At 68.8% G+C, this 22851-nt stretch carries 23 protein-coding genes and 2 pseudogenes; 19 read left to right on the top strand and 6 right to left on the bottom strand.

Features of this window, described 5'->3' with window-relative positions; all coding sequences use genetic code 11:
- Positions 1-29: 29 nt before the first annotated feature.
- Both HV773_RS13995 and ppsA read left to right on the top strand, forming a co-directional pair.
- Entirely contained in the window at positions 30-479 is a 450-nt protein-coding gene (locus tag HV773_RS13995; protein ID WP_129563716.1) for a universal stress protein, read from the top strand.
- Positions 476-2911, top strand: coding sequence for a phosphoenolpyruvate synthase (gene ppsA / locus HV773_RS13990; protein WP_129563715.1), 2436 nt, complete (start codon positions 476-478; stop codon positions 2909-2911). Before HV773_RS13995 ends, ppsA begins: the two co-directional genes overlap by 4 nt.
- Before the next feature lie 53 nt (positions 2912-2964).
- Here ppsA and HV773_RS13985 read toward each other — a convergent pair whose 3' ends face one another.
- Positions 2965-5874 (bottom strand): AMP-binding protein, encoded by a 2910-nt coding sequence (locus HV773_RS13985; RefSeq protein ID WP_227875506.1) that lies wholly within the window; start codon positions 5872-5874, stop codon positions 2965-2967.
- 262 nt (positions 5875-6136) lie between these two features.
- Between HV773_RS13985 and HV773_RS13980 the strand changes: the two genes are divergently transcribed.
- Together HV773_RS13980 and HV773_RS13975 are read left to right on the top strand one after the other, a co-directional pair.
- Positions 6137-6634 carry a hypothetical protein gene (locus HV773_RS13980; protein ID WP_175195306.1) on the top strand — a complete coding sequence of 166 codons (498 nt, stop codon included), beginning with the start codon at positions 6137-6139 and terminating at the stop codon, positions 6632-6634.
- Between the two features lie 69 nt (positions 6635-6703).
- On the top strand, positions 6704-7198 hold the full coding sequence (locus tag HV773_RS13975) for a BON domain-containing protein (protein ID WP_129563713.1): 495 nt from the start codon (positions 6704-6706) through the stop codon (positions 7196-7198).
- 75 nt (positions 7199-7273) lie between these two features.
- Here the strand turns inward: HV773_RS13975 and HV773_RS13970 are convergent, their stop codons facing one another.
- From HV773_RS13970 to acs, 5 genes are all read right to left on the bottom strand, one after another.
- Positions 7274-7651: a hypothetical protein gene (locus HV773_RS13970; RefSeq protein ID WP_129563712.1), complete on the bottom strand. Its 378-nt coding sequence runs from the start codon at positions 7649-7651 to the stop codon at positions 7274-7276.
- Between the two features lie 122 nt (positions 7652-7773).
- Positions 7774-8214, bottom strand: a complete 441-nt coding sequence (locus HV773_RS13965) for a hypothetical protein (RefSeq protein WP_129563711.1) — start codon at positions 8212-8214, stop codon at positions 7774-7776.
- A gap of 37 nt (positions 8215-8251) precedes the next feature.
- Positions 8252-8902: a nitroreductase family protein gene (locus HV773_RS13960; protein ID WP_129563710.1), complete on the bottom strand. Its 651-nt coding sequence runs from the start codon at positions 8900-8902 to the stop codon at positions 8252-8254.
- A gap of 57 nt (positions 8903-8959) precedes the next feature.
- Positions 8960-9556 (bottom strand): acetate uptake transporter, encoded by a 597-nt coding sequence (locus HV773_RS13955; RefSeq protein ID WP_129563709.1) that lies wholly within the window; start codon positions 9554-9556, stop codon positions 8960-8962.
- 33 nt (positions 9557-9589) lie between these two features.
- A complete protein-coding gene (gene acs / locus HV773_RS13950) occupies positions 9590-11530 on the bottom strand; it encodes an acetate--CoA ligase (RefSeq protein WP_227875546.1) in 1941 nt (646 codons plus the stop codon).
- Positions 11531-11853: 323 nt separating this feature from the next.
- Here acs and atpD point away from each other — a divergent pair, with 323 nt between their 5' ends.
- The 15 genes and pseudogenes from atpD to HV773_RS13875 all read left to right on the top strand — a co-directional run bounded on the left by atpD (position 11854) and on the right by HV773_RS13875 (position 22845).
- Positions 11854-13326 carry a F0F1 ATP synthase subunit beta gene (gene atpD / locus HV773_RS13945; protein ID WP_377729888.1) on the top strand — a complete coding sequence of 491 codons (1473 nt, stop codon included), beginning with the start codon at positions 11854-11856 and terminating at the stop codon, positions 13324-13326.
- 10 nt (positions 13327-13336) lie between these two features.
- Positions 13337-13699: pseudogene (locus HV773_RS13940) on the top strand (F0F1 ATP synthase subunit epsilon); the annotation flags it as partial.
- Entirely contained in the window at positions 13585-14094 is a 510-nt protein-coding gene (locus HV773_RS37395; RefSeq protein ID WP_377729886.1) for an AtpZ/AtpI family protein, read from the top strand. The pseudogene HV773_RS13940 and the gene HV773_RS37395, both read left to right, overlap by 115 nt.
- Positions 14091-14366 (top strand): N-ATPase subunit AtpR, encoded by a 276-nt coding sequence (locus HV773_RS13930; protein ID WP_129563704.1) that lies wholly within the window; start codon positions 14091-14093, stop codon positions 14364-14366. The genes HV773_RS37395 and HV773_RS13930 overlap by 4 nt, the downstream gene beginning before the upstream one ends.
- On the top strand, positions 14363-15061 hold the full coding sequence (locus tag HV773_RS13925; RefSeq protein WP_129563703.1) for a F0F1 ATP synthase subunit A: 699 nt from the start codon (positions 14363-14365) through the stop codon (positions 15059-15061). The genes HV773_RS13930 and HV773_RS13925 overlap by 4 nt, the downstream gene beginning before the upstream one ends.
- Positions 15058-15303, top strand: coding sequence for a F0F1 ATP synthase subunit C (locus HV773_RS13920; protein WP_028219903.1), 246 nt, complete (start codon positions 15058-15060; stop codon positions 15301-15303). Before HV773_RS13925 ends, HV773_RS13920 begins: the two co-directional genes overlap by 4 nt.
- 9 nt (positions 15304-15312) lie before the next feature.
- On the top strand, positions 15313-16062 hold the full coding sequence (locus HV773_RS13915; protein ID WP_129563702.1) for a F0F1 ATP synthase subunit B family protein: 750 nt from the start codon (positions 15313-15315) through the stop codon (positions 16060-16062).
- A pseudogene (locus HV773_RS37530) lies at positions 16049-18483 on the top strand (F0F1 ATP synthase subunit alpha). The gene HV773_RS13915 and the pseudogene HV773_RS37530 overlap by 14 nt, the downstream one beginning before the upstream one ends.
- A 73-nt stretch (positions 18484-18556) precedes the next feature.
- On the top strand, positions 18557-19207 hold the full coding sequence (locus tag HV773_RS13900) for a BON domain-containing protein (RefSeq protein WP_129563699.1): 651 nt from the start codon (positions 18557-18559) through the stop codon (positions 19205-19207).
- A gap of 134 nt (positions 19208-19341) precedes the next feature.
- Positions 19342-19950, top strand: a complete 609-nt coding sequence (locus HV773_RS36865) for an NAD(P)H-dependent oxidoreductase (protein ID WP_129563698.1) — start codon at positions 19342-19344, stop codon at positions 19948-19950.
- Positions 19947-20831 (top strand): LOG family protein, encoded by an 885-nt coding sequence (locus HV773_RS36860; RefSeq protein ID WP_129563697.1) that lies wholly within the window; start codon positions 19947-19949, stop codon positions 20829-20831. Before HV773_RS36865 ends, HV773_RS36860 begins: the two co-directional genes overlap by 4 nt.
- Positions 20832-20881: 50 nt before the next feature.
- Positions 20882-21346, top strand: coding sequence for a hypothetical protein (locus HV773_RS13890; protein WP_129564434.1), 465 nt, complete (start codon positions 20882-20884; stop codon positions 21344-21346).
- Positions 21347-21363: 17 nt separating this feature from the next.
- On the top strand, positions 21364-22014 hold the full coding sequence (locus tag HV773_RS13885) for a BON domain-containing protein (RefSeq protein ID WP_129563696.1): 651 nt from the start codon (positions 21364-21366) through the stop codon (positions 22012-22014).
- On the top strand, positions 22011-22268 hold the full coding sequence (locus HV773_RS13880; protein WP_175195304.1) for a hypothetical protein: 258 nt from the start codon (positions 22011-22013) through the stop codon (positions 22266-22268). Before HV773_RS13885 ends, HV773_RS13880 begins: the two co-directional genes overlap by 4 nt.
- A gap of 52 nt (positions 22269-22320) precedes the next feature.
- On the top strand, positions 22321-22845 hold the full coding sequence (locus HV773_RS13875; protein WP_129563694.1) for a flavodoxin family protein: 525 nt from the start codon (positions 22321-22323) through the stop codon (positions 22843-22845).
- The last annotated feature ends 6 nt before the right edge of the window (positions 22846-22851 follow it).

The following is a 22851-nucleotide window of genomic DNA, read 5'->3' as shown; positions in this document are numbered from 1 at the left end:
ACCGGATATCCCGGGTGAGGAGGCCGACCATGTACGAGAAGATTCTGATGGCGTTCGACGGCAGCGAGACGTCGAAGCGTGCGCTCGCCGAGGCGCTGCGCATCGCGCGGCTGACAGGCGCGCAACTGTATGTAGCGAATGTGATCGACATTCTGGCGCCGTTCGGCATGGGCCTCGCGTACGTGCCGGTGGACCTGATCGCGATGTATCGGGAAGACGCCAAAAGGCTGCTGGAAGCCGCGCGCGACGAGGCGAAGGCGGCGGACGTGCATTGCGAGACGGAACTGCTGCAACTGCAAAGCGTAACCGACAGTGTGGCGGATTGCCTGAACCGCTGCGTCACGCGCGTGGGCGCGCAGCTCGTCGTGCTCGGCACGCATGGCCGGCGCGGCGTGAGACGCGCGCTGCTCGGCAGCGTGGCGGAGGAATTCGTGCGCGAGACGGACCGCCCTGTGCTGCTCGTGCGGGGCCTTTCATGAACGCCGCGTCCGCTTCAGTTGTCTGGCTTTCGCAGGTCACGCGCGCCGATCTCGCGCGCGTCGGCGGCAAGAACGCCTCGCTAGGCGAGCTGATCGCGAACCTCGCGCCGCACGGCATCAAGGTGCCGCCCGGCTTCGCGAGCACGGCGCAGGCGTATCGCGACTTCCTCGAAGCGAACCGTCTCGATGATGTGATCGCCGCCGCGCTGGACGATCTGCATGCGAAGCGGCGCACGCTTGCCGAAACGGGCGCGCTGATCCGCGCGGCGATCTTGCGCGGCGAATGGCCCGCCGCGATTGCGGACGCCATCCGCGTCGCCTATGCGGACCTGTGCCGCCAGAGCGGCCACGACAAGTTGAGCGTCGCCGTGCGCTCCAGCGCGACAGCCGAAGACCTGCCCGAGGCGAGCTTCGCGGGGCAGTTCGAGACCTTCCTGAACGTATCGGGCGGCGCGGCGGTGCTCGACGCCTGTCGGCGCTGCTACGCGTCGCTCTATACCGACCGCGCGATCAGCTACCGCCAGGCCAAAGGCTTCGACGCGCTGAAGGTCGCGGTGTCGGTGGGCGTGCAGCAGATGGTGCGCGCCGACCTGGGCGGCGCGGGCGTGATGTTCTCGATCGATACCGAGACCGGCTTCGGTCGCGTCGTCCTGATCGACGCGGCTTGGGGGCTCGGCGAGAACGTGGTGCAGGGCGCCGTCGATCCCGACGAATACGAGGTCTTCAAGCCGCTGCTGGACGACCCGGCTCTCGCGCCCATCGTCGGCAAGCAGCGCGGCGCCAAGACCCTCAAGATGATCTGCGTGCGCAGCCGCATGCAGCCGACCAGAAACGTGCGGACCTCGCTGGCCGAGCGCCGCGCCTACGTGCTGCAAGACGACGAAATCCTTAAGCTCGCGCGCTGGGCCTGCCTGATCGAGGCGCACTACGGCTGCGCGATGGACATGGAGTGGGCGAAGGACGGTGCAACCGGCGAGATCTTCATCGTTCAGGCGCGCCCGGAAACGGTTCAGTCGCGCCGCGACGCGGGCGCGCTCAAAACCTGGCACCTCGACAAAGCCGGGCCGAAGCTGCTCTCGGGCGTGAGCGTTGGCGAGGCGATCGGCGCGGGGCCCGTCTGCGTGATCGAGCAGCCGCGCGACATGGAGCGCTTCGTGGACGGCGCCGTGCTGGTCGCGCAGACCACCGACCCGGACTGGGTGCCGATCATGCGGCGCGCGGCGGCGATCGTCACGGATCACGGCGGGCGTACCTCCCACGCGGCGATCGTGAGCCGCGAGCTGGGTCTGCCGGCCATCGTCGGGACCGGCAACGCCACGCGCGTGCTGCGCAACCGCCAGAAAGTCACGGTGAGTTGCGCGCAGGGCGAGCAAGGCACGGTGTACGCGGGCATCGCGGACTTTCACGCGCGGGAGATCGACTTTTCGAACCTGCCGCCCACCCGCACCGCCATCATGCTCAATCTCGCCAATCCCGCGGCCGCGTTTCGCTGGTGGCGCATGCCCGCCGACGGGGTGGGGCTCGCGCGTATGGAGTTCGTGATCGGCAGTCAGATTCGCGTGCATCCCATGGCGCTGGTCCACTACGACCAGCTGAAGGACGAGCGGGCCAAGCGCATCATTCGCGACCTGAGCGCCGGATATGCCGACAAGACCGAGTACTTCGTGGACCAGCTCTCGCGTGCGCTCGGGCGCATCGCGGCCGCGCACTTTCCGCATCCCGTGATCGTGCGCATGAGCGACTTCAAGACCAACGAGTACGCGAACCTCGTGGGCGGCGCGCAATTCGAGCCGCACGAGGCCAATCCGATGCTCGGCTTTCGCGGCGCCTCGCGCTACTACTCGCCGCTATACCGCGAAGGATTCGCGCTCGAATGTCGCGCGATCCGCCGGCTGCGCGAAGAGATGGGCTTCGCCAATGTCATCGTGATGATTCCGTTCTGCCGCACGCCCGAGGAAGCCGACCGCGTGCTTGCGGTCATGCGCGAGAACGGCCTCGAGCGCGGGCGCAACGGCCTCGAAATCTATGTGATGTGCGAGATTCCCTCCAATGTCGTGCTGGCGCGCGAGTTCGCGCGGCGCTTCGACGGCTTTTCGATCGGCAGCAACGATCTCACGCAGCTCACGCTCGGCGTGGATCGCGACTCGGCGCAGCTCGCCGGGCTCTTCGACGAGCAAAGCGACGCGCTCAAGTGGATGGTGCGCACGGTGATCGCCGAGGCCCACCGTGCCGGCGCGAAGGTCGGCCTGTGCGGCGAGGCGCCTGCGCATCATCCCGAGTTTGCCGAGTTCCTGGTCGAGTGCGGTATCGACTCGATCTCGGTAAGCCCCGACAGCTTCGTCGCGCTCAAGCAGCGCGTCGCGGCCAGCGAGTCGGCGCGCGAACCGCATGCCGGCATGCCTGTGACGCTGGCCGGGCGGTTGCCGCTGTAAGGGGCTGCTGTGAGGGTTCGCGGTGAGCGTTTTTTGAGCAGCGCCGGACGGCTTTACATCGAGCTTGACGCTGCGGCCGGCGCGGTCTGGGCCGCCGCGTCCGGTTCACCGCATTGCGCGAGCAGCGCCGCGCGCGTGCGCTCGCGCAGGTTCGCCATGGCGCGCAAATCGTTGCCTTGCGCCTGCACCGGCGCCAGAATCTCGACCTCGATCTCGCCGCGCTCCGGAACCCAGTGCCCGTCGCGCAATGCCGCGCGTGCGCCGCGCAGCGCCACGGGTAACACCGGACGACCTGCCAGCACCGCCGCGCGAAACGCGCCCAGCTTGAATGCGCGCAGGCCGGCGGCGGCCACGAAGGTTCCTTCGGGGAAAAACAGCAAAGTCTCGCCAGCGCGGGCGCACTCGACGAGCTGCGCTTCGTCGGCGAGGCTCTGGCCATAGTCGTCGCGCGCGACGAAGCGCGTGCCGAGCGCACGCAGCAGCGCGCCGACGAACGGCTGGCGGGCAAGCTCGTGCTTGGCGACGAAATGAACCGGCGCGGGCAGTGCGGCGAGCAGCGCAATCACGTCGAGATAGCTCGTGTGATTGACGGCCAGTACCGGGTGCGCGGCGCGGTTGAAGTGCTGCGCGCCGTGCAGCGTCGTGTGCAGGCCCGCGGCGCGCAGCACGAAGCGGCACGCGCGCGCGGCCGAGCGCCAGCGGCGCCCGGGGTTGCGATCGAGCGTGACCTGCGCCCATACGACCGGAAGCGCCAGCGCGGCGAGCGATCCGCACCACAGGCCGCGAGCGATGTGCCGCAGCGAGTGGCAGGTGGCCCGCGCAAGCGGGGCCGCAGTGGCCGCTGCAAGCGTGAAGCCCTGGCGCCAGGGCGCGAACGCGCCCGATGGTTGGGCAGCGGTCGCGCCGTAGCGCAGACGCTCGATCGTTGCGGCGCGCCGGATCTTGCCGCCAGGCGTCTTGAGGATGCCATGCGGCGTGACCAGCACGACGCGCTCGGCGGGCGCGCCGCACAGCCGAAGCACTACGGCGTTGACGCGCGCGTGTAGATCGGCGCGTTCGGCTAGCTCGCCCAGCGCGGTCTCGACGATCACGACGAGGCGTTCGGTGCCCGCGAGCGGATCGGGCTCGCCACACGCGGCTACGCCGCCCGGCTCCACGCCGCTTAGTTGCCCGATCGCGTGCTCCAGTTCGTCGGGGAAAATGTGGCGGCCCGCACGGATGATGAGGTCCTTCGCGCGACCCGTGACGAAAAGCTCGCCCTCCGCGATATAACCGAGGTCGCCGCTGTCGAGCCAGCCGTCGCGAACAAGGCGTGCGGTTTGCTCAGGATTGCGAAAGTAGCCTGCCGTGGCGCTCGCGCCGCGAAACTCGATATGGCCGACGTGGCGTTCGGCGAGCGTGTGGTGTTGATCGTCGACGATGCGCAGGCGCGTATTCGCAAGCGCGTAGCCGCAGGCGACGAGCGCGAGGGCATCGGTGCCCGCGTAGGCGGGCACCGCCTCGCCGCGCATGGCGAGCGCTTCGCGCTGCACGCGGTCGACGCGCAGGCCGCGTGACGGTACGGGGAAGGTGACGGCAAGCGTGTTTTCCGCGAGGCCGTAGACGGGCGTGATGGCGCGCGCGTCGAATCCGAGCGGCGCGAAGCGCGCGGAGAAGGCGCGCAGCGTGTCAGGATTCACCGGCTCCGAGCCGCAGAACGCAAAGCGCAGCGAGGCGAGATCGAGCCCGGAGAGCGCATGCGCGGGCACGCGCCGCGCGCACCAGTCGTACGCAAAATTGGGCGCGGCCGTGATCGTCGCGCGGCGCTGCGAGATCGTTTCGAGCCAGACCGCCGGTCGGGCCAGAAACGCGAGCGGCGACATGGCGACGAGCGTAAAGCCGAAATAGAGCGGGGCGAGCCACGCGCCGATGAGCCCCATGTCGTGATAGAGCGGCAGCCAGCTCACGAGCGTGTCGTCGGGCTGCACGCCCATGAGCTCGCCCATCGCGCGGATGTTCGAAAGCAGGTTCGCGTGGCTCAGCATGACGCCTTTGGGGGCGCCGGTGCTGCCGGAGGTGTACTGGAGCAAGGCGAGATCGTCCGGACCGGTCTGGATCAGCGGTGCTTCGTCCTCGTTATGCGGCTGCGCCGCTTCAAGGGCCGTGTAGGTGAACACCTGATGCAGCGTCGGGACTTTCAGCCGGAGCAATTGCGCCACCGGGCCGAGGGACCCCGCGGCGATCAACGCCGAGACTCCGGCATTCGCGAGGATCGGCGCGTGTCGCGTGACATGCTCCTCGACCTGCGCGAGGCTCGTCGGCGGATAGATCGGCACCGGAACCGCGCCGCACAGCGCGAGCGCCGCGAAGGCGACGAAATATTCGATGCTGGTGGGCAGCATCAGCGCCACCCGCGCGCCCGGATCGACGCCACGCGCGCGCAGCGCGTTGGCCGTGCGCGAGGCGCGCTCGAACAGCGCGCCGTAACTGAGTTCCGTCGCGGCGCCTTGCTCGATGAGCGTGAGATGGAGCCGGTCCGGATGCCTGCGCGCGTGCCACTGGAGCACTTCGGCGAGTGTGCGCGCTTGCTCTGGTACGGCGGGTGCGCTGCGCGCCGCCGGTGCTGCTGGCGTTCCCGGCGTGGCTGCGCGCGTCGGGGCCTCCGCGCCCCGCTCGATGGCCGCGAGCAGGTCCGCCGGCGTGATGGCCGCGAACGCATCGGGCGGCAGCCGCACGGCAAAGGCTTGCTCGATCCGTTCGGCCAGTTCGGCGCGTGCGATGCTGTCGAATCCGAGATCGCGCTCGAGATGCGTCGTCATCGAAACGCGCCCGAGGCGGTGTCCGTCGCCGTGCAGCTCGCCGGCAAGCGTGTCGACGAGGCGCACGATGCGTGCGGCGCGGGTGTCCTGGATATCGTGGTCATCGTGCGGCGGCAAATGATTGCGTACGCCCGCGGGCAAATCGTCGTTCGTTGCGTAAGGCATGGCGGCAAGGCGCGCGTGGCGCAGGAAGTCAGTCGGGATCAGTCAGAAGGCTCGCGCGCGCGGGGAGGGCGGCGGCTGATACAGGTCAAGAAAAACACGATGCGCGCCTCATCCGACCATCGGGTTTCCGGATGACGGCGACAACTGATGCAAGTCAATCAAGCGAAGAACACGGGCGCTAGATTGAACGAGGAATGCGACTACACGCATGGACTCGTGGACTGCGAGTCACGGCACACACTCGAATGGTCAGGAGAATGAAATGAGCGATATCCCCCGGAGCATGCCGCTCCAGCCGGTTTCCCCATCGAGCATGGGCACGCGCATGGCGCAGATCGGCTTCGATCAACTCGCGGCCGCGCTGGCGCTGCAAGCGAAATGCATTGAACGCGATCGCGCCGCAGCGCAGCGCGTGGGCGACGCAATCATGCACGCGCGGGCCGGCTATGCGGGGGCCATCGCGCAGGCCTGGCAACCGATGATGCGCGAGTACCTCGCGGCGAGCGTGGCCCTGTGGGAGCAAGGTCTGGTTTCGGCTGCGCGAAACCAGGCGGCATACGGGGCGTTGCTTCGCGACGCGGTCTTCAATGCCGAGAATGCCTGGTGGCAGGCGAAACCGGCGCAGGTGACGCGGCAGGCCGGAACCGTGCCGCAGGCGGGCAACTGGATGACATGGCCGCGGCCGTTCATGGGCATGCGCCTGAACGGCGAGGCGACTCCCGAGCGCGCGCGGCACCACGCAACATCCGCCGATGCATGATCGTCGCGGCGCGGGGCGGGCACATCGAGTGGGCGCCGCGCATCTGCAAAACCGTGCGGGGAGTCCGTAATGAAAGTAAGTCCACAACCGAAGCAGGACGTACAGGACGAACGCGCGCTCGAACGCCCGGCCGCGGACCAGCACAGCGACGACGAGATCGCAGCAATGGCGCGCGCGGTCCTGCACTGGACGGCCGGGGTGCCGCAACGCGCCGTGGATGTCGAGGCGGAGGGCGGGCATATCTTCTTGCAGGGAACCGTCGAATGGGATTGGCAGCGCGAGCTCGCGATCCGGACACTGATGCAGTTGCGCAGCGTGACCGGCGTGACGAGCCGCGTGACAGCCCGCCGGCGCACCGATCCGGGCAGGATTGGCGAACGCATCCGCAAGGCATTGCAGTACTACGTTGAAGATGAGGCGGGCCGAATCCATGCCGAGATGAGCGAAGGGGTGGTGACACTCCGGGGCAAAGTGGGCTCGGAGGCCGAACGTGCCGTGGTTCGCGGCGCGGCGTGGTCGCAGCCAGGTGTGCGCGCGGTCATCGACGAACTCGTGCTAGCGTGACGCGGCACTTGTGCGCCGGGGCGGCGGCGCGCGCGATTTTCATGGGCATCGGCAGAAGCCGCCGAACTTCTCACGTCACACCGGAACAGCCGCTGCCGTGGCCAGCCATGGCACGACGTTCGCGAGGCTCTCGGTCCAGGATTCCCACCCATACGGGTTGTCGTCGAAAAGTCCCTCTCTTACAGGCGTGGCGAGCGCGCCATGGTCGAGCGGCTCGTCCAGCAGCAACTGCGGCCAACGGCAAAACGCATGTAAGGCGCGGTATTCGAGCTCGCTGACGGTCATGGTCTGGGCGACGCTGTCCAGCAGCGCAATGCCGGCAAGCGCCTCGTGATGGCGGATCAGATCGCCGACGGTCTGGGCGTCGTGGGAGTGCGCCTTGATGTAGTCGAGCATCTTCAGAACATCGCCGAGTTGAAGCAGCAACGCCCGGCGCCCGTAAGCGTCTTTCATGATTCACTCCTCGCGGATCAAAGATTCCGTCCCGTTCGACGCACCCGCACCGGGCGGACAGATGCAGAAACTCCGGGTCGCAGAACTTCTGCGCGCAACTGCAAAAAAGCGGCACGGGCATTTCAGCAGGCTGCCGTCGGCTTTGACACCAGCTCCGGCAACTGTCTCCAGCCAACCGGCGCATAGACGCTCCCGCCCGCGAGTTCGACCAACTCGGTGAAGCGCTGGAGCGTCGCGCCCGCCATGATGTGCACGGGCGGGCCGCCGAAATAGCTGTCGGTGCGCAGCCAGGGCGCACTCCGGTCGTTGATCTCCTGCACGCTGTAGGGATGCGCGTGCTCGCCCGTTTCCGGCGTGAGCAACGGCCCGTCGAAGGCGACCTTGAGAATCTGATCGGGTTCGCCGCCATAGGGCAAGCCGGCCTCGGACGTATAGGGCGAGCGCTCCCAACGGTCGCCCCACTGTTGATCGAGCGGCACGCGCGTGAAATATGCCCACGGCGCGTGCACATAGCAGAGACGGTAGGTCTCTTGAACCGGGGTCAAGTCGACGCGCGTAGTCATCGCCAGCATCCTGTTTCGCGAGCGCGGCATGGGCCGCTTACGCTGCCGCCGGCCTGCCGACGGTCTGCGCGAGAATCGGTGTCTCATCCTCGTTCAGGCGCAGCGCATCGGCGAGCAGCCGATGGTTGATCCAGCCGCGCACCACGGTGGCGAGCCCCTCGGAGGCACAGTAGAGCGAGACGTTCTGGCAGATCGCGCCGGTGGCGATGGCCGCGAACAGTTCGCGCTGCTGGCGCGGCGTGGCGAGCGCTTGCGAGCCGCGCAGCACGTACACGAGATCGAGCGGCGCCTTGCCCACGAAGTCCTGGTAGCCCGTCATGTTGCGCGCGTCCACGGCGTGCTTGAGCGCAAGCCGGTTGAGCTCGGGCTCATAGCGATAGACGCCGTGGGGCAGCGCGACATAGACATCGATCTCATTGAAGCCGTGCGCGGAGGGCGCGGTGTGGCCGCCCGTTTCGGCGCGGTTCACACCGTTCGCGGCCCAGAGCAGTTCGCCCAATGTGTCGAGCGTCATGGGCGTGTCCGCGTAGGCGCGGGTGCTCCTGCGCTGCGCGAGCGCTTTCATCAGCGGTGCGCCAGCGTCGTGTCGCGCTCGCGGCAGGTCGATGAAGGCGGGCGCTTCGCCGCTCGCGGGAGCGGGCGGGAGTAGCGGCGCGGGCTGGTAGTCGATGCATTGAAATTCGGTCATGGCGTTCTCCTGGTGCCCAGCACTCGGCATTCGCCGACGCCGGTGATGGGGGTTCTGTCATGCGGTGCGCGCGGCGGGGAGATCCTCGGCGCCGGCGCTCGCGGGCGCGCCGGTCGGCAGTACGCGCCGCCCATGCGTCTCGTTGATGATCTCCGCTGCGGAGAGGTAGAACGCAACGAGAGCCGTGAGGAGTCCCGCATATCCGCCTGCATGGTGCAGGGCCAGCGAGCCGGTCCATTCGCTGAACGCGAGCAGGAAGAACGTGACCCACAGCGCGGCGAACAGCAGTTGCAGCGCGCGCGCCGCGCGCCATGTGGCGATCCACATGTAGAACGTGAAGACGCCCCACAGCAGCAGATACCAGCCGACGAACGCCGGCACGACATGCTCGTGCAGAAACAGCAGATAGAGCGCGAGTGACCACCAGAACGCGCCGTAGGCAATGAACGCGGTGGCGCCGAAGGTGTTGCCGCGCGGAATCTCGATGAGTCCCGCGATGGCCTGCGCCGTGCCGCCGAACGCGAGCGCGCAGGCGAGCACGAGGCCGAGCGAGTCGCCGCCGAACCAGCCGGCGTTGATCATGCTGAGGAGCCACGTCGTGAGGGCGAATCCGGCGAGGCCGAGCGCGGCGGGGTTGGGGGCGGTGGGTTTCATGAGGACAGTCTCCTGGTTAATGTGCTGGCGCATTCAGGCGGCCTTGCTGAACTGGGCAATGACCGCGGGGTTTTCGACGGTCGAGGTGTCCTGTTCGATCGCCTCGCCCTTGGCCACCGAGCGCAGCAGGCGGCGCACGATCTTGCCGGAGCGCGTCTTGGGCATGGCTTCGCCGAAGCGGATCTCGCGCGGCTTGGCGATCGGCCCGATTTCGCGGCCGATCCATGTGCGCAGTTCGTCGGCCACGCGCTGCGCGTCGCCGTCGAGCGGGCACGGCCCCTTGAGCACCACGAACGCGACGATGGCCTCGCCCGTGGTCGCATCGGGGCGGCCCACCACGGCGGCTTCGGCCACCTGCGGATGGGCGGCCAGCGCGGACTCGATCTCGGCCGTGCCCATGCGATGGCCGGACACGTTGAGCACGTCGTCCACGCGCCCCGTGATTGTGAAATAGCCGGATTCGCTGTCGCGAATCGCCCCGTCGCCGGCGAGGTAGAGCTTGCCGCCCAGTTCTTCCGGGAAATAGCCGGCGCGGTAGCGCGCGGGATTGCCCCACACCGTGCGCAGCATCGACGGCCACGGCCGCTTGATGACGAGCAGCCCGCCGTGGCCGTCGGGCACGTCGCGGCCCGTTTCGTCGACGATGGCCGCTTCGATACCGGGCAGCGGCAGCGTGCAGGAGCCCGGCACGAGCGGCGTGACGCCCGGCAGCGGCGCGATCATGTGGCCACCGGTCTCCGTTTGCCAGAAGGTGTCGAGCACGGGGCATCGTCCGCCCCCGACCTGCGCGGCGAACCATCGCCATGCTTCGGGGTTGATGGGTTCGCCCACGGTGCCGAGCAGCCGCAGCGAGCCCAGGTCGTAGCGCGCCGGATGCACGTCGGGATCGGCCTGGGCCGCTTTCATGAGCGAGCGGATGGCGGTGGGCGCGGTGTAGAAGATCGACACCTTGTGGCGCTCGATCATCTGCCAGAAGCGGCCCGCGTTGGGCCAGGTGGGAACGCCCTCGAAGATCATCTGGGTCGCGCCCGCCGCGGTCGGGCCGTAGCAGATGTAGCTGTGACCCGTGATCCAGCCGATGTCGGCGGTGCACCAGAACACGTCGGAGGCGCGGATGTCGAAGGTCCACTTCATCGTGAGCGCGGCCCACAGCAGATAGCCGCCGGTGCTGTGCTGCACGCCCTTGGGCGTGCCGGTCGAGCCGGACGTATAGAGGATGAAGAGCGGATGCTCCGCGTCAACCCATTCGGGCTCGCAGGTAGCGCTCTGCGTGGCTTCGAGCTCGTGCAGCCACACGTCGCGGCCCGCGTGCCAGGGAATCGCGCCGCCGGTGCGGCGATAGACGATCACCGTATGCACGGTGTCGCCGCAGCCCATCGCGAGCGCTTCGTCGGCAATCGTTTTGAGCGGCAGATGGCGGCCGCCGCGCACCTGTTCGTCGGCGGTAATGAGCACGCAGGCGCCCACGTCGGCCATGCGCTCGTGCAGCGATTTCGCGGAGAACCCGCCGAACACCACCGAATGCGGCGCGCCGATGCGCGCACAGGCCTGCATCGCGACCACGCCCTCGATCGACATGGGCAGATAGATCATCACGCGGTCGCCGCGCCGCACGCCGCGTGCGCGCAAGGCGTTTGCGACACGGCAAACGCGAGCGTGCAGTTCGCCATAGGTGAGTGTGGTGAGTTCGCCGCCGTCCGCTTCGAAGACGATAGCGGTGCGGCTCGCACCGCCGTTCTCGAGATGCCGGTCGAGACAGTTGTACGACGCGTTGAGCAGGCCGTCGTCGAACCATTTGAAGAACGGCGCGTGCGATGAGTCGAGCGTGCGCGTGAACGGTTGCTTCCAGTCGAGATGCTCGCGCGCGAGACGCGCCCAGAATGCCTCTGGGTCGCGCCGCGCCTCGTCGACGAGCGCGCGGTAGGCGGCCATGCCGTCGATGGCGGCGCCCTCGATCAACGGAATCGGGGACATGGAGAGGGCGCTCGGCGCCGGTTCGGGTGCGGACATGGTCTTCTCGCGTGCGGGATGCGGTAAGGGCGCAGTGCAGATGCGCGCTGCCGCGCGACGCCTGGCGTTGGCGTGCGTATTGGCGCTGACGTCATGGCATCCGTTTGCCGCTTCAGTCTCGACGCCCGGCGCGGGCGCGCGATTGACTCAGATCAATCAGGGTTGTGCGCGTGGCCAGCGCGTCGCGGTGGATGCGCCAAGGCGCAGTGAATTGACCGAGATCAGTCGAAATGCGCATCGAGCGCCTATCCTGGACGGATCGAAACCGTGCCATGCGGAGCTGCGACGTGCCCACCAGCACCACCGATCCGAATACCCCGCCGACGCCCGCCGCCGAGGCCGCGCCCGTTGCCGCCGGACGGGTGAGCGCGGTGCGCGGGGCGGTCGTGGACGTGGTGTTCGAAGCGGGCCCGCTGCCGCGCGTGGAAGACGCGCTATGGATCGTCCGCGACGACGGCGCGCGGCTGACGGCGGAAGTCGAGGCGCATCTGGGCCCCACCGCATTGCGCGCGCTTGCCTTGCAATCGACTGCCGGATTGCGGCGTGGCACGCGCGTCGAGGCCCAGGGCGGGCCGCTCCAGGTGCCGGTTGGCGACGCGGTGCTCGGCCGCCTGCTGGACGTGAGCGGCACGGCCCAAGATGGCGGCCCGCCGCTCGACGCCACGGCGCCGCGCCGGCCGATCCATCGCGCAGCGCCGCCGCTCGCGGCGCTGCGCGGCTCCACCGAGATCTTCACGACCGGCATCAAGGCTATCGACCTGCTCGCGCCGCTCGCGCAAGGCGGCAAGGCCGCGATGTTCGGCGGCGCGGGCGTCGGCAAGACCGTGCTGGTGATGGAGCTGATTCACGCCATGGTGCAGCGTTACCAGGGTATCTCGGTGTTTGCGGGCGTGGGCGAGCGCTCCCGCGAGGGCCACGAGATGCTCACGGAGATGCGCGGCTCGGACGTGCTCGCGCGCACGGTGCTGGTGTACGGCCAGATGAACGAGCCGCCCGGCGCGCGCTGGCGCGTGCCGCTCACCGCGCTCACGATCGCCGAGCACTTTCGCGACGAGAAGCGCCAGAACGTGCTGCTGATGATCGACAACGTGTTCCGCTTCGTGCAGGCGGGCGCGGAGGTGTCGGCGTCGCTCGGGCGCATGCCCTCGCGGGTGGGCTATCAGCCCACGCTCGCGAGCGAGGTGGCAGCGTTGCAGGAGCGCATCGTCTCGGTGGGCGGCGCGGCGGTCACCGCCGTGGAAGCCGTGTACGTGCCCGCCGACGATTTCACCGACCCCGCCGTGACGACGATTGCCGCGCACGTGGACAGCATGGTCGTGCTCTCGCGCGCGATGGCCGCCGAGGGCATGTATCCGGCCATCGATCCGATTGCGTCCTCGTCGGTGCTGCTCGACCCGCTGGTGGTGGGCGCGGAGCACGCGGCGATCGCCATCGAGGTGCGCCGGCTCATCGAACATCATCGCGAACTGCAGGACGTGATTGCGCTGCTCGGCGTCGAGGAACTGGGCGCCGCCGACCGGCTGCTGGTGCAGCGCGCGCGCCGCCTGCAACGCTTCCTCACGCAGCCGTTCGCGGTGACCGAGGCGTTCTCGGGCCAGCCGGGGCGCTCGGTCTCGATCGCGGACACGCTGGCGGGCTGCAAGGCGATTCTCGCTGGCGAGTGCGACGACTGGCAGGAGCGCTCGCTCTTCATGGTCGGCACGCTCGCCGAGGCGCGCGCGAAGGAGCGCGCCTCGGCCACGGCTGGCGCAGCCGCATAGAGGAGGGCGCATGGGTCAAACGCTGCTCAATCTGACGATTGCCACGCCGCTCGACATGGTGGTGAACCACGCCGCGGTGCGTGCGCTGCGCGCTGAGGACGAAAGCGGCGCGTTCGGCATCCGGCCCGGCCATGCGGAGTTCCTCACGATGCTCGTGCCTTCGGTGGTGCGCTGGGTCGCGCCCGACGGAGCGCGGCGCTTTTGCGCCGTGGATGGCGGCGTCATGACCGTCATGGGCGGCCGCGTGGTGGCCATTGCATGCCGCGAGGCGATTGCCGGCGATTCGCTCGAATGGCTCGAGCGCGAAGTCGCGCGCGTGCGCGCGGCCCAGCTCGACGCCGAGCGGCGCGTGCGCGTGGAGACCGTGCGCCTGCACGCGCAGGCGGTGCGGCAGATGCTGCGCTATCTGCGCGGCCCGCTCGCGCCGGATGGGCAGGACATTCCGGCGGCAAAGGAGCGCGGGCAATGAGTGATCCGTCGCGAGCGCCCGATCCCGATCACGTGGCGCGCGCCGCACGCGACGCCGCGGGGCGCGCGGCACGCGGCCGCGCCCAGCCCGAACCGTCGCTCGGCAGCCGGCTGGGGCAGATCGGCATTCTCGGCTGGACCATCGTGCTGCCGACGCTCGCGGGCCTCGCGATTGGCCGCGTGCTCGACCGGCTGTTCGGCACGCGGGTGTTTTTCTCGGCGCCGCTGTTGATGCTTGGCGCTGCGGCGGGGCTCTGGTTCGCATGGAAATGGATGCATCGACAGGATTCTTCAGGATGACTGGACATTGGACGATCTGGGCTGTTATGGCAGGGCTTGCCACCGGAAGCGCGGTTGGCGCCGCGCACTTCGCGGCGCTGCGCTGGAACGCACGGCTCTTTGCGGCGGGCCGCACCGGCTTCGCGCTCGGCGCGCAGGCCGCGCGCTGCGGTTTGACTGCGCTGCTGCTGTTCGCGCTCGCGCGCGCGGGCGGTGCGGCCGTGCTCGCGGGCCTGGCCGGCCTGCTGCTCGCGCGTCATGCCGCGCTGCGCCTGGCGATGGAGGCGCGATGAAAGCCTCGCCGCTCGTCACCACGCCGCTCTGGCATCTCGGCGCGCTCTCGGTCACCGCGCCCGTGGTGGTTACGTGGGCGATCATGGCCTGCATGGGCATCGCCGCCACGCTGCTCACGCGGCGGCTCGCGCTGGCGCCTTCGAAAATGCAGACCGTGCTGGAGCTGCTCGTCACCACGCTCGACGCCCAGATCCGCGACACCATCGAAAGCGATCCTGCTCCGTACCGCGCGCTGATCGGCACGCTGTTCCTGTTCGTGCTCGTGGCGAACTGGTCGTCGCTGCTGCCGGGCGTGGAGCCGCCCACCGCGCATCTCGAGACCGATGCGGCGCTCGCGCTGATCGTGCTCGCCGCCACGGTTTTTCACGGCCTGCGCGCGCGCGGGCTGCGCGGCTATCTCGCGACTTTCGCCGAGCCCACCTGGGTGATGATCCCGCTGAACGTCGTCGAGCAGCTCACGCGCACCTTCTCGCTCGTCGTGCGCCTGTTCGGCAATGTGATGAGCGGCGTGTTCGTGGTGGGCATCGTGCTCTCGCTCGCGGGCCTGCTCGTGCCCATTCCTCTGATGGCGCTCGATCTGCTAACGGGCGCCGTGCAGGCCTACATTTTCGCGGTGCTGGCGATGGTGTTCGTCGGCGCCGCGGCGGGCGGCGCGCAGGCGGGCGCTCGCCATCGTGCACAGGGGCAGCCATGAACCTCATCGAAATCGTCAGCATTGCCGCCGCCGCGCTGGCGGTGTCGTTCGGCGCCATCGGGCCGGCGCTCGCCGAGGGCCGCGCCGTGGCCGCCGCGATGGACGCCATCGCGCGCCAGCCGGATTCCTCGGGCACCATCTCGCGCACGCTGTTTGTGGGCCTCGCGATGATCGAGACGATGGCGATCTACTGCCTCGTGATCGCTCTTCTGCTGCTGTTCGCCAATCCGTTCGTGAAGTAGGGCCGCGCCATGCATATCGATTGGTCGACGCTCGCCCTGCAGACCGTCAACGCGCTCGTGCTGGTGTGGCTGCTCGCGCGCTTCCTGTTCCGGCCCGTGGCGGAGATCGTCGCGGCGCGCCAGAAGGCGGCGCAGGCGTTGCTCGCGGATGCCGAGGCGAGCCGCAACGCGGCGCAGGCGGACCAGGCAGCCGCGAGCGCCGAAACCGCGCGGCTCGCGGCTTCGCGCGAGGCGGTGCTGCAGGCCGCGCAGGCCGAGGCTGATGTGCATAAGACCGCGCTGCTCGAAGCCGCACGCGTCGAAGCCGCGCAACTGCGCTCGGATGCGCAGGCCGAGCTCGAACGCGCGCGCACCGCGCAGGCCCGCGCCATCGAGGATGACGCGGCGCGGCTGGCTGTCGGGATCGCGGGGCGCTTGCTCGACCGATTGCCGCCGCAGGCGCGCGTGCAAGGCTTTATCGACGGCGCGGCCGAGGCGCTGGCCGCACTGCCACCCGACACGCGCGCCGAATTCGCCGCACATGGCGAGCCGCTTGCGCTTACCGCTGCGCGTGCGCTGAGCGCCGCCGAAGCAGCGGCGTGCGCGGCGGCATTCGGCGCGGCGCTCGGACGGCCAGTGACGTTGCAAGTGCGCGAGGATCCTGCGCTGATCGCGGGGCTCGAACTGACGAGCGCGCACGCGGCCGTGCGCAACCATCTGCGCCACGATCTCGACGCCATCCGCGAATCCTTGCTGGAGCACGGCGTTGAACGCCGCTGAGAACGGAACGGGCGAGAGCGGCAACTGGCTCGCGCGCCAGCGCGACGCGCTCGCCCGCGTGCGCCTGGCGCCGGACGCGCGAACCTTCGGACGCGTGGCGCGGGTCGCCGACGGCGTCGCGCATCTTTCGGGGCTGCCCGATGTCGCGCTCGACGAGACGGTGCGCTTCGCGAGCGGCGCGACAGGCTACGTGCGCACGCTCGACGCCGAATGCGCGAGCGTCGTGCTGCTGGACGGCGCGCAGGGCGTGGAGGCGGGCGAGCGCGTCGAGCGCACCGGCGCTGTGCTTCAGGTGCCGGTGGGCGAGTGTCTGCTCGGGCGCGTGATCGATCCGCTGGGCCGCCCGCTCGACCGTGGCGGGCCGCTCTCCCCCGGGCAGTGGCTGCCGGTGGAGCGGCCCGCGCCCGCCATCGTCGAGCGGGCCGCCGTGAGCGAGCCGCTCGAAACCGGCGTGCTGATCGTCGACGCCCTGTTCGCCATCGGACGCGGCCAGCGCGAGCTCATCATCGGCGACCGCGCGACCGGCAAGACCTCGCTCGCCGTCGACGCCATCGTCAACCAGCGCGCGAGCGACGTGATCTGCGTGTATGTCGCGGTGGGCCAGCGCGCCACGGCGGTCCTGCGCGTGATCGACGCCGTGCGCGAACGCGGCGCGCCGCAGCGCTGCGTGTTCGTGGTGGCGCCGTCGTCGGCATCGCCCGGCATGCAGTGGATCGCACCGTTCGCGGGCTTCTCGGTGGCCGAGGACTTTCGCGACCGCGGGCAGCACGCGCTCGTTGTGATCGACGACCTCTCGAAGCACGCCGCCACACACCGCGAGCTGGCGCTGCTCACCGGCGAGCCGCCGGGCCGCGAGGCGTATCCCGGCGATATCTTCTATCTGCATGCCCGGCTGCTGGAGCGCGCGGCGAAGCTGGGCCCGACGCTCGGTGGCGGCTCGCTCACCGCGCTGCCCATTGCCGAGACCGATGCGGGCAATCTCTCTGCCTACATTCCGACCAACCTCATCTCGATCACCGACGGCCAACTCGTGATGGACGCCGCGCTCTTCGCGTCCAACCAGCGGCCCGCCGTCAACGTGGGGCTCAGCGTGAGCCGGGTGGGCGGCAAGGCGCAGACAGGCGCGCTGCGCCGGGTGGCTGGACCGTTGCGGCTCGACTACGCGCAGTTTCTCGAACTGGAGATGTTCACGCGCTTCGGCGGCCTCACGGATGCGCGCGTGAGCGCGCAGATCGCGCGCGGCGAGCGGATTCGCGCCTTGCTCGCGCAGCCGCGCTTCAGCGCACTGGGTACGGGCGACCAGGTGACGTTGCTCGCCGCGCTCGCCGAAGGGGTGTTCGACGCGGCGCCCGTGAACGTGGTGGCACAGATTCGCGAGCGCCTGGCGCAGCGGCACGCGCGGGTTGCGGCAGTTAATCCGGATGACGAATCGTTGGCGAGCGTGAACGAGCTTCGCGAGTGGGTGCGCGAACGGATGGCCGATAGCACGGCCCCTGGCAAGCCTGGCAAGCCTGGTGACCCTGATGAGCCGGGCAGGGAGCGGACATGAGCGGCAGGCTCGGCGAGATCGAGAGCCGGATCGCGGCCACGCATCAGCTCGATGCCGTGATCGCGGCGATGCGCGGCATCGCGGCCTCGCGCTCGCATGAGGCGCACGCACGGCTCGCCGGCATCCGCGCCGCTGCGCAGACGGCGGGGGCGGCGATCGGCGAAGTGCTCGCTTTCGCGCCCGAAGGCGCGGCGGCCGGCAGCGCTGCGGCGCGGGACAACGCATCCGGCGGCGAGGTATGCATCGTCATCGGCACGGAACAGGGCTTCGTCGGCGCGCTCAACGACGAGTTGGCGGGACATGCGCTGCGCCACGGCGGCGCGCGTGCGTGCCGCTGGCTGCTGGTGGGTTCGCGGCTCGCGAGCGCCGCTGCATCGCGGGGCCTGGCCTGCGCCTGGTCCGCGCCGATGGTCGCGCACCCCGAAGCCGTTCCACCACTGGCGGTTCGCATGACCGATGCCGTCTACGCACGCTTCGCCGGCGGCATGCACGCCACGCGCGTGTCGGTGGTGAGCGCCCAGCCGGGCGAATCGCGCGTGCGCATCGCGCAGCGCACGCTCGTCCCGTTCGACCTCACGCGCTTTCGGGTGCCGCCGCGCCCGCAGCCGCCGCTCGTGAATGTGGCGCCTGCGCGGCTGCTGTCCGGGCTCGTCGAGTTCTATGTCTTCGTGCAATTGTGCGAAGCGCTGATGCTCTCGTTCGCCGCCGAGAACGAGGCGCGCGTGCGCGCGATGCTCGCGGCGCGCGCGAACGTGCAGCAGCGCCTGAGCGACCTCACGCAGCATTATCGGGCGCTGCGCCAGGAGGAGATCACCTCGGAGATCGTCGAGTTGAGCACCGGCGGCCAGGCCGCGCGGCGAACAACGAATTGACCAGGATCAGCCGCATGGCGGCGGGCTGCGCCATGCTACGAATTCGTATGGATAACGAACCATGGGGCGGACCATGAAAACGGATGAAGCACTCAAGCAGGACGTGGAGCAGGAACTGGCGTGGGACATGGCGCTGGACGCCTCGGGCATCGAGGCGGCGGTGAAAGAGCGCATCGTCACGTTATCTGGGCGGGTGCCCGGCTATGCGCAGAAGCTGGCTGTCGAGCGCGCGGTCGAACGCGTGGCCGGTTGCCGCGCGATCGTGGTGGAACTGTCGATCGATCCACATCCGGGCAACCAGCATCCCGACGCCGATCTGGCCGCCGCGATCATGGTCGCGTCGCGCTGGCAGGCGGGCTTGAGCGGCGACTCGGTGCGCGTGGAGGTCGAACGTGGCTGCGTGACCCTCATCGGCGACGTGGAATGGGGCTACCAGCGCAATACGGCCGAGAAAGTGGTGAGCCGCATGCGCGGCGTGGTGGGCGTGGCCAACCGGTTGAACGTGCGCAACAGCGACGCCGCGTTCGAGGTTGCGCAGCATATCAGCGCGGCGCTGGCGCGGCGGGCGCAACGCGAGTTCGCGGGCATCCACATCGACGAAAGCCAGGGCGTGGTGACGCTGAGCGGCACGGTCGCTTCGCTGCGCGAGCGGCGCGCAGCCTGCGGCGCGGCTTGGGCGACACGAGGCGTGCGGGCCGTGGTGGATCGGCTGGCTGTGCAGTGAACCGCGGTCAGGTACGGCGCGAGCGCAATCCGCATCGTTGATATGTGTCAATTGGATAGTGCCGATGGCGCGCACGATCAACGTGTCCGTGCGTAATCGTGCTGCGCGCCTCGAATATGAAAGGAGCCCTCGTCATGCAGAAGCATCTGATCGTGGTCGCGCATCCCGTCGAAGACAGCTTCACCATGAGCCTGACGCGGGCCTACGTCGGCGAGCTGATCCGTGCGGGCCACGACGTGCGCGTTCACGACCTGTATCGGATGGGGTTCGATCCCGTGTTGTCAGCACGCGAGCTGATCGACGGGAACGACGTGCACATCCGCATGGTCGACGTGCTGGTTGCGCAGGAGGACGTGCTCGCGGCCGATGTCGTGACCGCCATCTACCCGCTCTGGTGGATGTCGATGCCCGCGATGATGAAGGGCTACATCGATCGTGTGTTCAGCCGCGGCTTCGCCTACGAGGCGGAGCAGGGGAAAGTGCGCGGCCTGCTGTCCGGGCGCCGGGCGGCGGTGGTCACGGTGTCGGGCGCGCCGCTCGCCGCGCTCGTGCAGGACGGTCGTTGGCAGGCGATGGAACTGCTGCAGGACACGCACATCTTCCGCGCGGCAGGGTTCGAACTCGTTGGGCATCTGCACATCGACGAAGTCGGGCCGGCGCTGGCCCCTTCGACTGCCGCCGCCGATCTCGCGCGCGTGCGCGAGTTCGTGCGTGGGCACTTCGCTTCGGTGCATGCAGCATGAGCACGATCGCGAGGCGTGCGCGGCGTCCTGCCCCAAAGGAGCGGCAGGCGCTACCGCCGCGCGTGCGTCGCCTGATCGAGAGCCCGACCTACGTTCAGGCCGACGAGGACAGCGCCTTCCTGCGCCGCCCCGAAATGTGCGGCGTGCGCCTGCAACTTGATTACTGGAAAGCCGCCGAGAAGTTGCAGCAGCTCGGTATTCGCGACACGGTCGTGGTGTACGGCAGCACGCGCGTTGAAGCCCCCACTCGCGCGCGCCGCACGCTGGCCACAGCGCGCGCCAGGCTCAAGGCGGATCCCGCCGATGCGCAATCTCAGCGCGCCGTTCGCGCGGCCGAGGCGCGGGTCCGGCACAGCGTCTATTACGAAATCGCGCGCGAGTTCGGGCGGCTGGTCGGCAGCTCGGATGCAACGCCCAAGCTTGCGCGGCTCACGATCGTCACGGGCGGCGGCCCCGGCATCATGGAGGCGGCCAATCGCGGCGCGTCCGAAAGCCGCTCACCTACCGTCGGCATGAATATCGCGCTGCCCCGCGATCAGCTTCCGAACGCGTATCTGACACCTGAGCTGTGCTTCCGGTTTCACTACTTCGCCATCCGCAAACTGCATCTGCTGGAAAAGGCGAAAGCTGCGGTGTTCTTTCCGGGCGGCTACGGAACCTGCGACGAATTATTCGAAGTCCTGACACTTTTGCAAACCCGCAAGATCGAGCCGCTTCCGGTGGTCCTGGTGGGCGAAACCTACTGGCGCGCGCTCGTAGATTTCGAATTAATGGCCGAAGAAGGGATGATCGCGCCGGGCGATCTCGCGCTATTTCGTTTTTGCGAGAGCGCGGAGCATATCTGGTCGGCCATCCGCGGGTGGTACGACGCAAGAGGATGACCGCATGCGGACGCAGGCGCGTGCGGTGCTTTTCAAGGCAAGGAGGAGTGATGAACTGGCTCGCAGAATATTTTTCGCGCAGAACCCCGGTGGTCAATATGTCGATGTGGGCGTATCCGCCGCTTTTGCTTGGCCCGGAAGGGCCGGTCGCACAGCAGCCGCATTGCTTGCCGTACCCGGGCGTCGAACTGGTCTTCAGTCCCGGCGAGGCGGTGCGGCGCGGCGCGCACAGCGACGAGTTGCCGGCGCGATATGACATGCGGGGGCCGGCCGCGCCGCAGGCGCGTGAAATGGCCCATGGCCGTGCGTTCTTCCAGTCGATCGAGATCTTTGCTCCGTCGCGTTACAACCGCGATTTCCTCATCCGGGTGAACGACGCCTTCGCCTTCGTACCGGTCTTTTCCGCCGATGGCGCACCGGGCTTCTTCGGCAGTTGCGTGGAGCAGTCGGGCGCTTCCCCCGCGCAGCAGCAGATGCCGCTGCCATGGTGCTTCCGGGGCTATGTCAGCATTTAAATCAGGAGTGCAATTCAATGAAAACCGATATCGAATTGAAGCGCGACGTGGAAGCCGAGTTCGCGTGGGACAAGTCGATCAATCTCGCGGAGATTGGCGTGGAAGTGTCAAATGGCGTGGTCACCCTTTCAGGGCATCCGGCCAGCTTCGCGCAGAAACTCGCGGCGGAGCGGGCGGCGGGCAGAGTCTCTGGCTTGCGCGGGATCGTCGTCGAAATGGAGGTGCGCCTGCCGCGCCACGACGCGCGCAGCGACGAGGACATCGCGAGCACAGTGCGCTCGATTCTCGAATGGACCGTCGGACTGAACAACCAGAACGTGCAGGTGCAGGTCGAGAAGGGCCGGGTCACGCTGTCGGGCGATTGCGACTGGGGCTACCAGAGCCACGCCGCGCAAAGTGCGATCGCGCATCTGCGTGGCGTGACTGGGGTCACCGACAAAATCCGTATTCGCGGCGAGGCCTCGGCCGAGGACATCGCAAGCGGCATTCGGGATGCGATTCAGAGGCACGGGGATCGCGAAGCGAAGCATATCGGGATCGAGATCGATGACGGCACGGCCATCCTGACCGGCAAGGTCGCTTCGCACGCCGAGCGGCGTCTCGTGTGCGGGGCGGCGAAGGCCACGCCGGGCGTGCGCGCGATCGTTGATCTTCTGGACATCGAATGAATGGCAACCCAGGGAGCACGGCGATGTATCGCTTGTTTCGCCGATTCGAATGGCTGGCGTTCGGCGTGGTGACGGCGTCGGCCATTGCTTGCGCGGGTTTCATCGTCGTCGAGCGATGCGGCGGCGTGCCCGTGCAGCGCTTCCTCGATGCGCTCGCCGCCAATACGTCTGCTGACAACGCGCTCGCCTGCGCGCAGGCGAGCCAGTCGGCCCCGTGTGCACAACTTCAGGCCGAATGGAAGGGGGCGCAATGAACGCTGTCGCATGCTTCGCGCGCCCGTGGCATTTCATGGAGGTGCGGTAGCCATGAGCGCTCCATCGCGAATCCTCGTGGTTTTCTATTCGCGCAGCGAGACCACGGCCGAGTTTGCCGGGCGGCTTGCAGCCGAACTCGATGGCGATTATGAACGGCTGCAGGAGGTCGATTTCGGGCGGCGCGCGGGACCGTTCGGATTCCTGCGCTCGATTCTCGACGTGGTCCGCAAGCGCCCCGCGCACTTGCGGCCGATGACGCATGCGCTCGCGAATTACGACGTGGTGCTGGTCGGTACGCCGGTGTGGGCCGCCCGCGCCTCGACGCCGGTCGCGACCTGGCTTGCGCAGCACGGGCACGAGGTGCGCGCCACGGCGTTCTTCTGCACGATGGGCGCGCGCGGTAGCGAAGACACGTTCGCGCAGATGCAGCAGCTCGCCCACCGCGCGCCGCTCGCCACCTGCGCGATTTCCGCGCGCGATATGCAGCGCGATGTGGCGGTGGAGAAGGTGGCCCGCTTCGTGCTGGCGATCAAGGATGCGCTGGCCGCGCGCGAACGCGAGGTGGTGGTCCGATGAACATGG

The sequence above is a fragment of the Paraburkholderia caffeinitolerans genome (assembly GCF_902859945.1).
In the GTDB taxonomy this organism is placed as follows: Bacteria; Pseudomonadota; Gammaproteobacteria; order Burkholderiales; family Burkholderiaceae; genus Paraburkholderia; species Paraburkholderia caffeinitolerans.
This window is presented reverse-complemented; position numbering and strand designations above follow the sequence as displayed.

Excerpts from the sequence above, each read along its gene's own strand:
- HV773_RS13955 (WP_129563709.1), bottom strand. The coding sequence starts at position 9,556 with ATGAAACCCACCGCCCCCAACCCCGCCGCGCTCGGCCTCGCCGGATTC.
- HV773_RS13890 (WP_129564434.1), top strand. The coding sequence starts at position 20,882 with ATGAACTGGCTCGCAGAATATTTTTCGCGCAGAACCCCGGTGGTCAAT.
- HV773_RS36865 (WP_129563698.1), top strand. The coding sequence starts at position 19,342 with ATGCAGAAGCATCTGATCGTGGTCGCGCATCCCGTCGAAGACAGCTTC.
- HV773_RS13925 (WP_129563703.1), top strand. The coding sequence starts at position 14,363 with ATGAAAGCCTCGCCGCTCGTCACCACGCCGCTCTGGCATCTCGGCGCG.
- HV773_RS37395 (WP_377729886.1), top strand. The coding sequence starts at position 13,585 with ATGCCGCGAGGCGATTGCCGGCGATTCGCTCGAATGGCTCGAGCGCGA.
- HV773_RS13965 (WP_129563711.1), bottom strand. The coding sequence starts at position 8,214 with ATGACTACGCGCGTCGACTTGACCCCGGTTCAAGAGACCTACCGTCTC.
- HV773_RS13900 (WP_129563699.1), top strand. The coding sequence starts at position 18,557 with ATGAAAACGGATGAAGCACTCAAGCAGGACGTGGAGCAGGAACTGGCG.
- HV773_RS13970 (WP_129563712.1), bottom strand. The coding sequence starts at position 7,651 with ATGAAAGACGCTTACGGGCGCCGGGCGTTGCTGCTTCAACTCGGCGAT.
- HV773_RS13980 (WP_175195306.1), top strand. The coding sequence starts at position 6,137 with ATGAGCGATATCCCCCGGAGCATGCCGCTCCAGCCGGTTTCCCCATCG.
- HV773_RS13875 (WP_129563694.1), top strand. The coding sequence starts at position 22,321 with ATGAGCGCTCCATCGCGAATCCTCGTGGTTTTCTATTCGCGCAGCGAG.
- HV773_RS13885 (WP_129563696.1), top strand. The coding sequence starts at position 21,364 with ATGAAAACCGATATCGAATTGAAGCGCGACGTGGAAGCCGAGTTCGCG.
- HV773_RS13960 (WP_129563710.1), bottom strand. The coding sequence starts at position 8,902 with ATGACCGAATTTCAATGCATCGACTACCAGCCCGCGCCGCTACTCCCG.
- HV773_RS13930 (WP_129563704.1), top strand. The coding sequence starts at position 14,091 with ATGACTGGACATTGGACGATCTGGGCTGTTATGGCAGGGCTTGCCACC.
- HV773_RS13915 (WP_129563702.1), top strand. The coding sequence starts at position 15,313 with ATGCATATCGATTGGTCGACGCTCGCCCTGCAGACCGTCAACGCGCTC.
- HV773_RS13975 (WP_129563713.1), top strand. The coding sequence starts at position 6,704 with ATGAAAGTAAGTCCACAACCGAAGCAGGACGTACAGGACGAACGCGCG.
- acs (WP_227875546.1), bottom strand. The coding sequence starts at position 11,530 with ATGTCCCCGATTCCGTTGATCGAGGGCGCCGCCATCGACGGCATGGCC.
- ppsA (WP_129563715.1), top strand. The coding sequence starts at position 476 with ATGAACGCCGCGTCCGCTTCAGTTGTCTGGCTTTCGCAGGTCACGCGC.
- HV773_RS36860 (WP_129563697.1), top strand. The coding sequence starts at position 19,947 with ATGAGCACGATCGCGAGGCGTGCGCGGCGTCCTGCCCCAAAGGAGCGG.
- HV773_RS13985 (WP_227875506.1), bottom strand. The coding sequence starts at position 5,874 with ATGCCTTACGCAACGAACGACGATTTGCCCGCGGGCGTACGCAATCAT.
- HV773_RS13920 (WP_028219903.1), top strand. The coding sequence starts at position 15,058 with ATGAACCTCATCGAAATCGTCAGCATTGCCGCCGCCGCGCTGGCGGTG.
- HV773_RS13880 (WP_175195304.1), top strand. The coding sequence starts at position 22,011 with ATGAATGGCAACCCAGGGAGCACGGCGATGTATCGCTTGTTTCGCCGA.
- HV773_RS13995 (WP_129563716.1), top strand. The coding sequence starts at position 30 with ATGTACGAGAAGATTCTGATGGCGTTCGACGGCAGCGAGACGTCGAAG.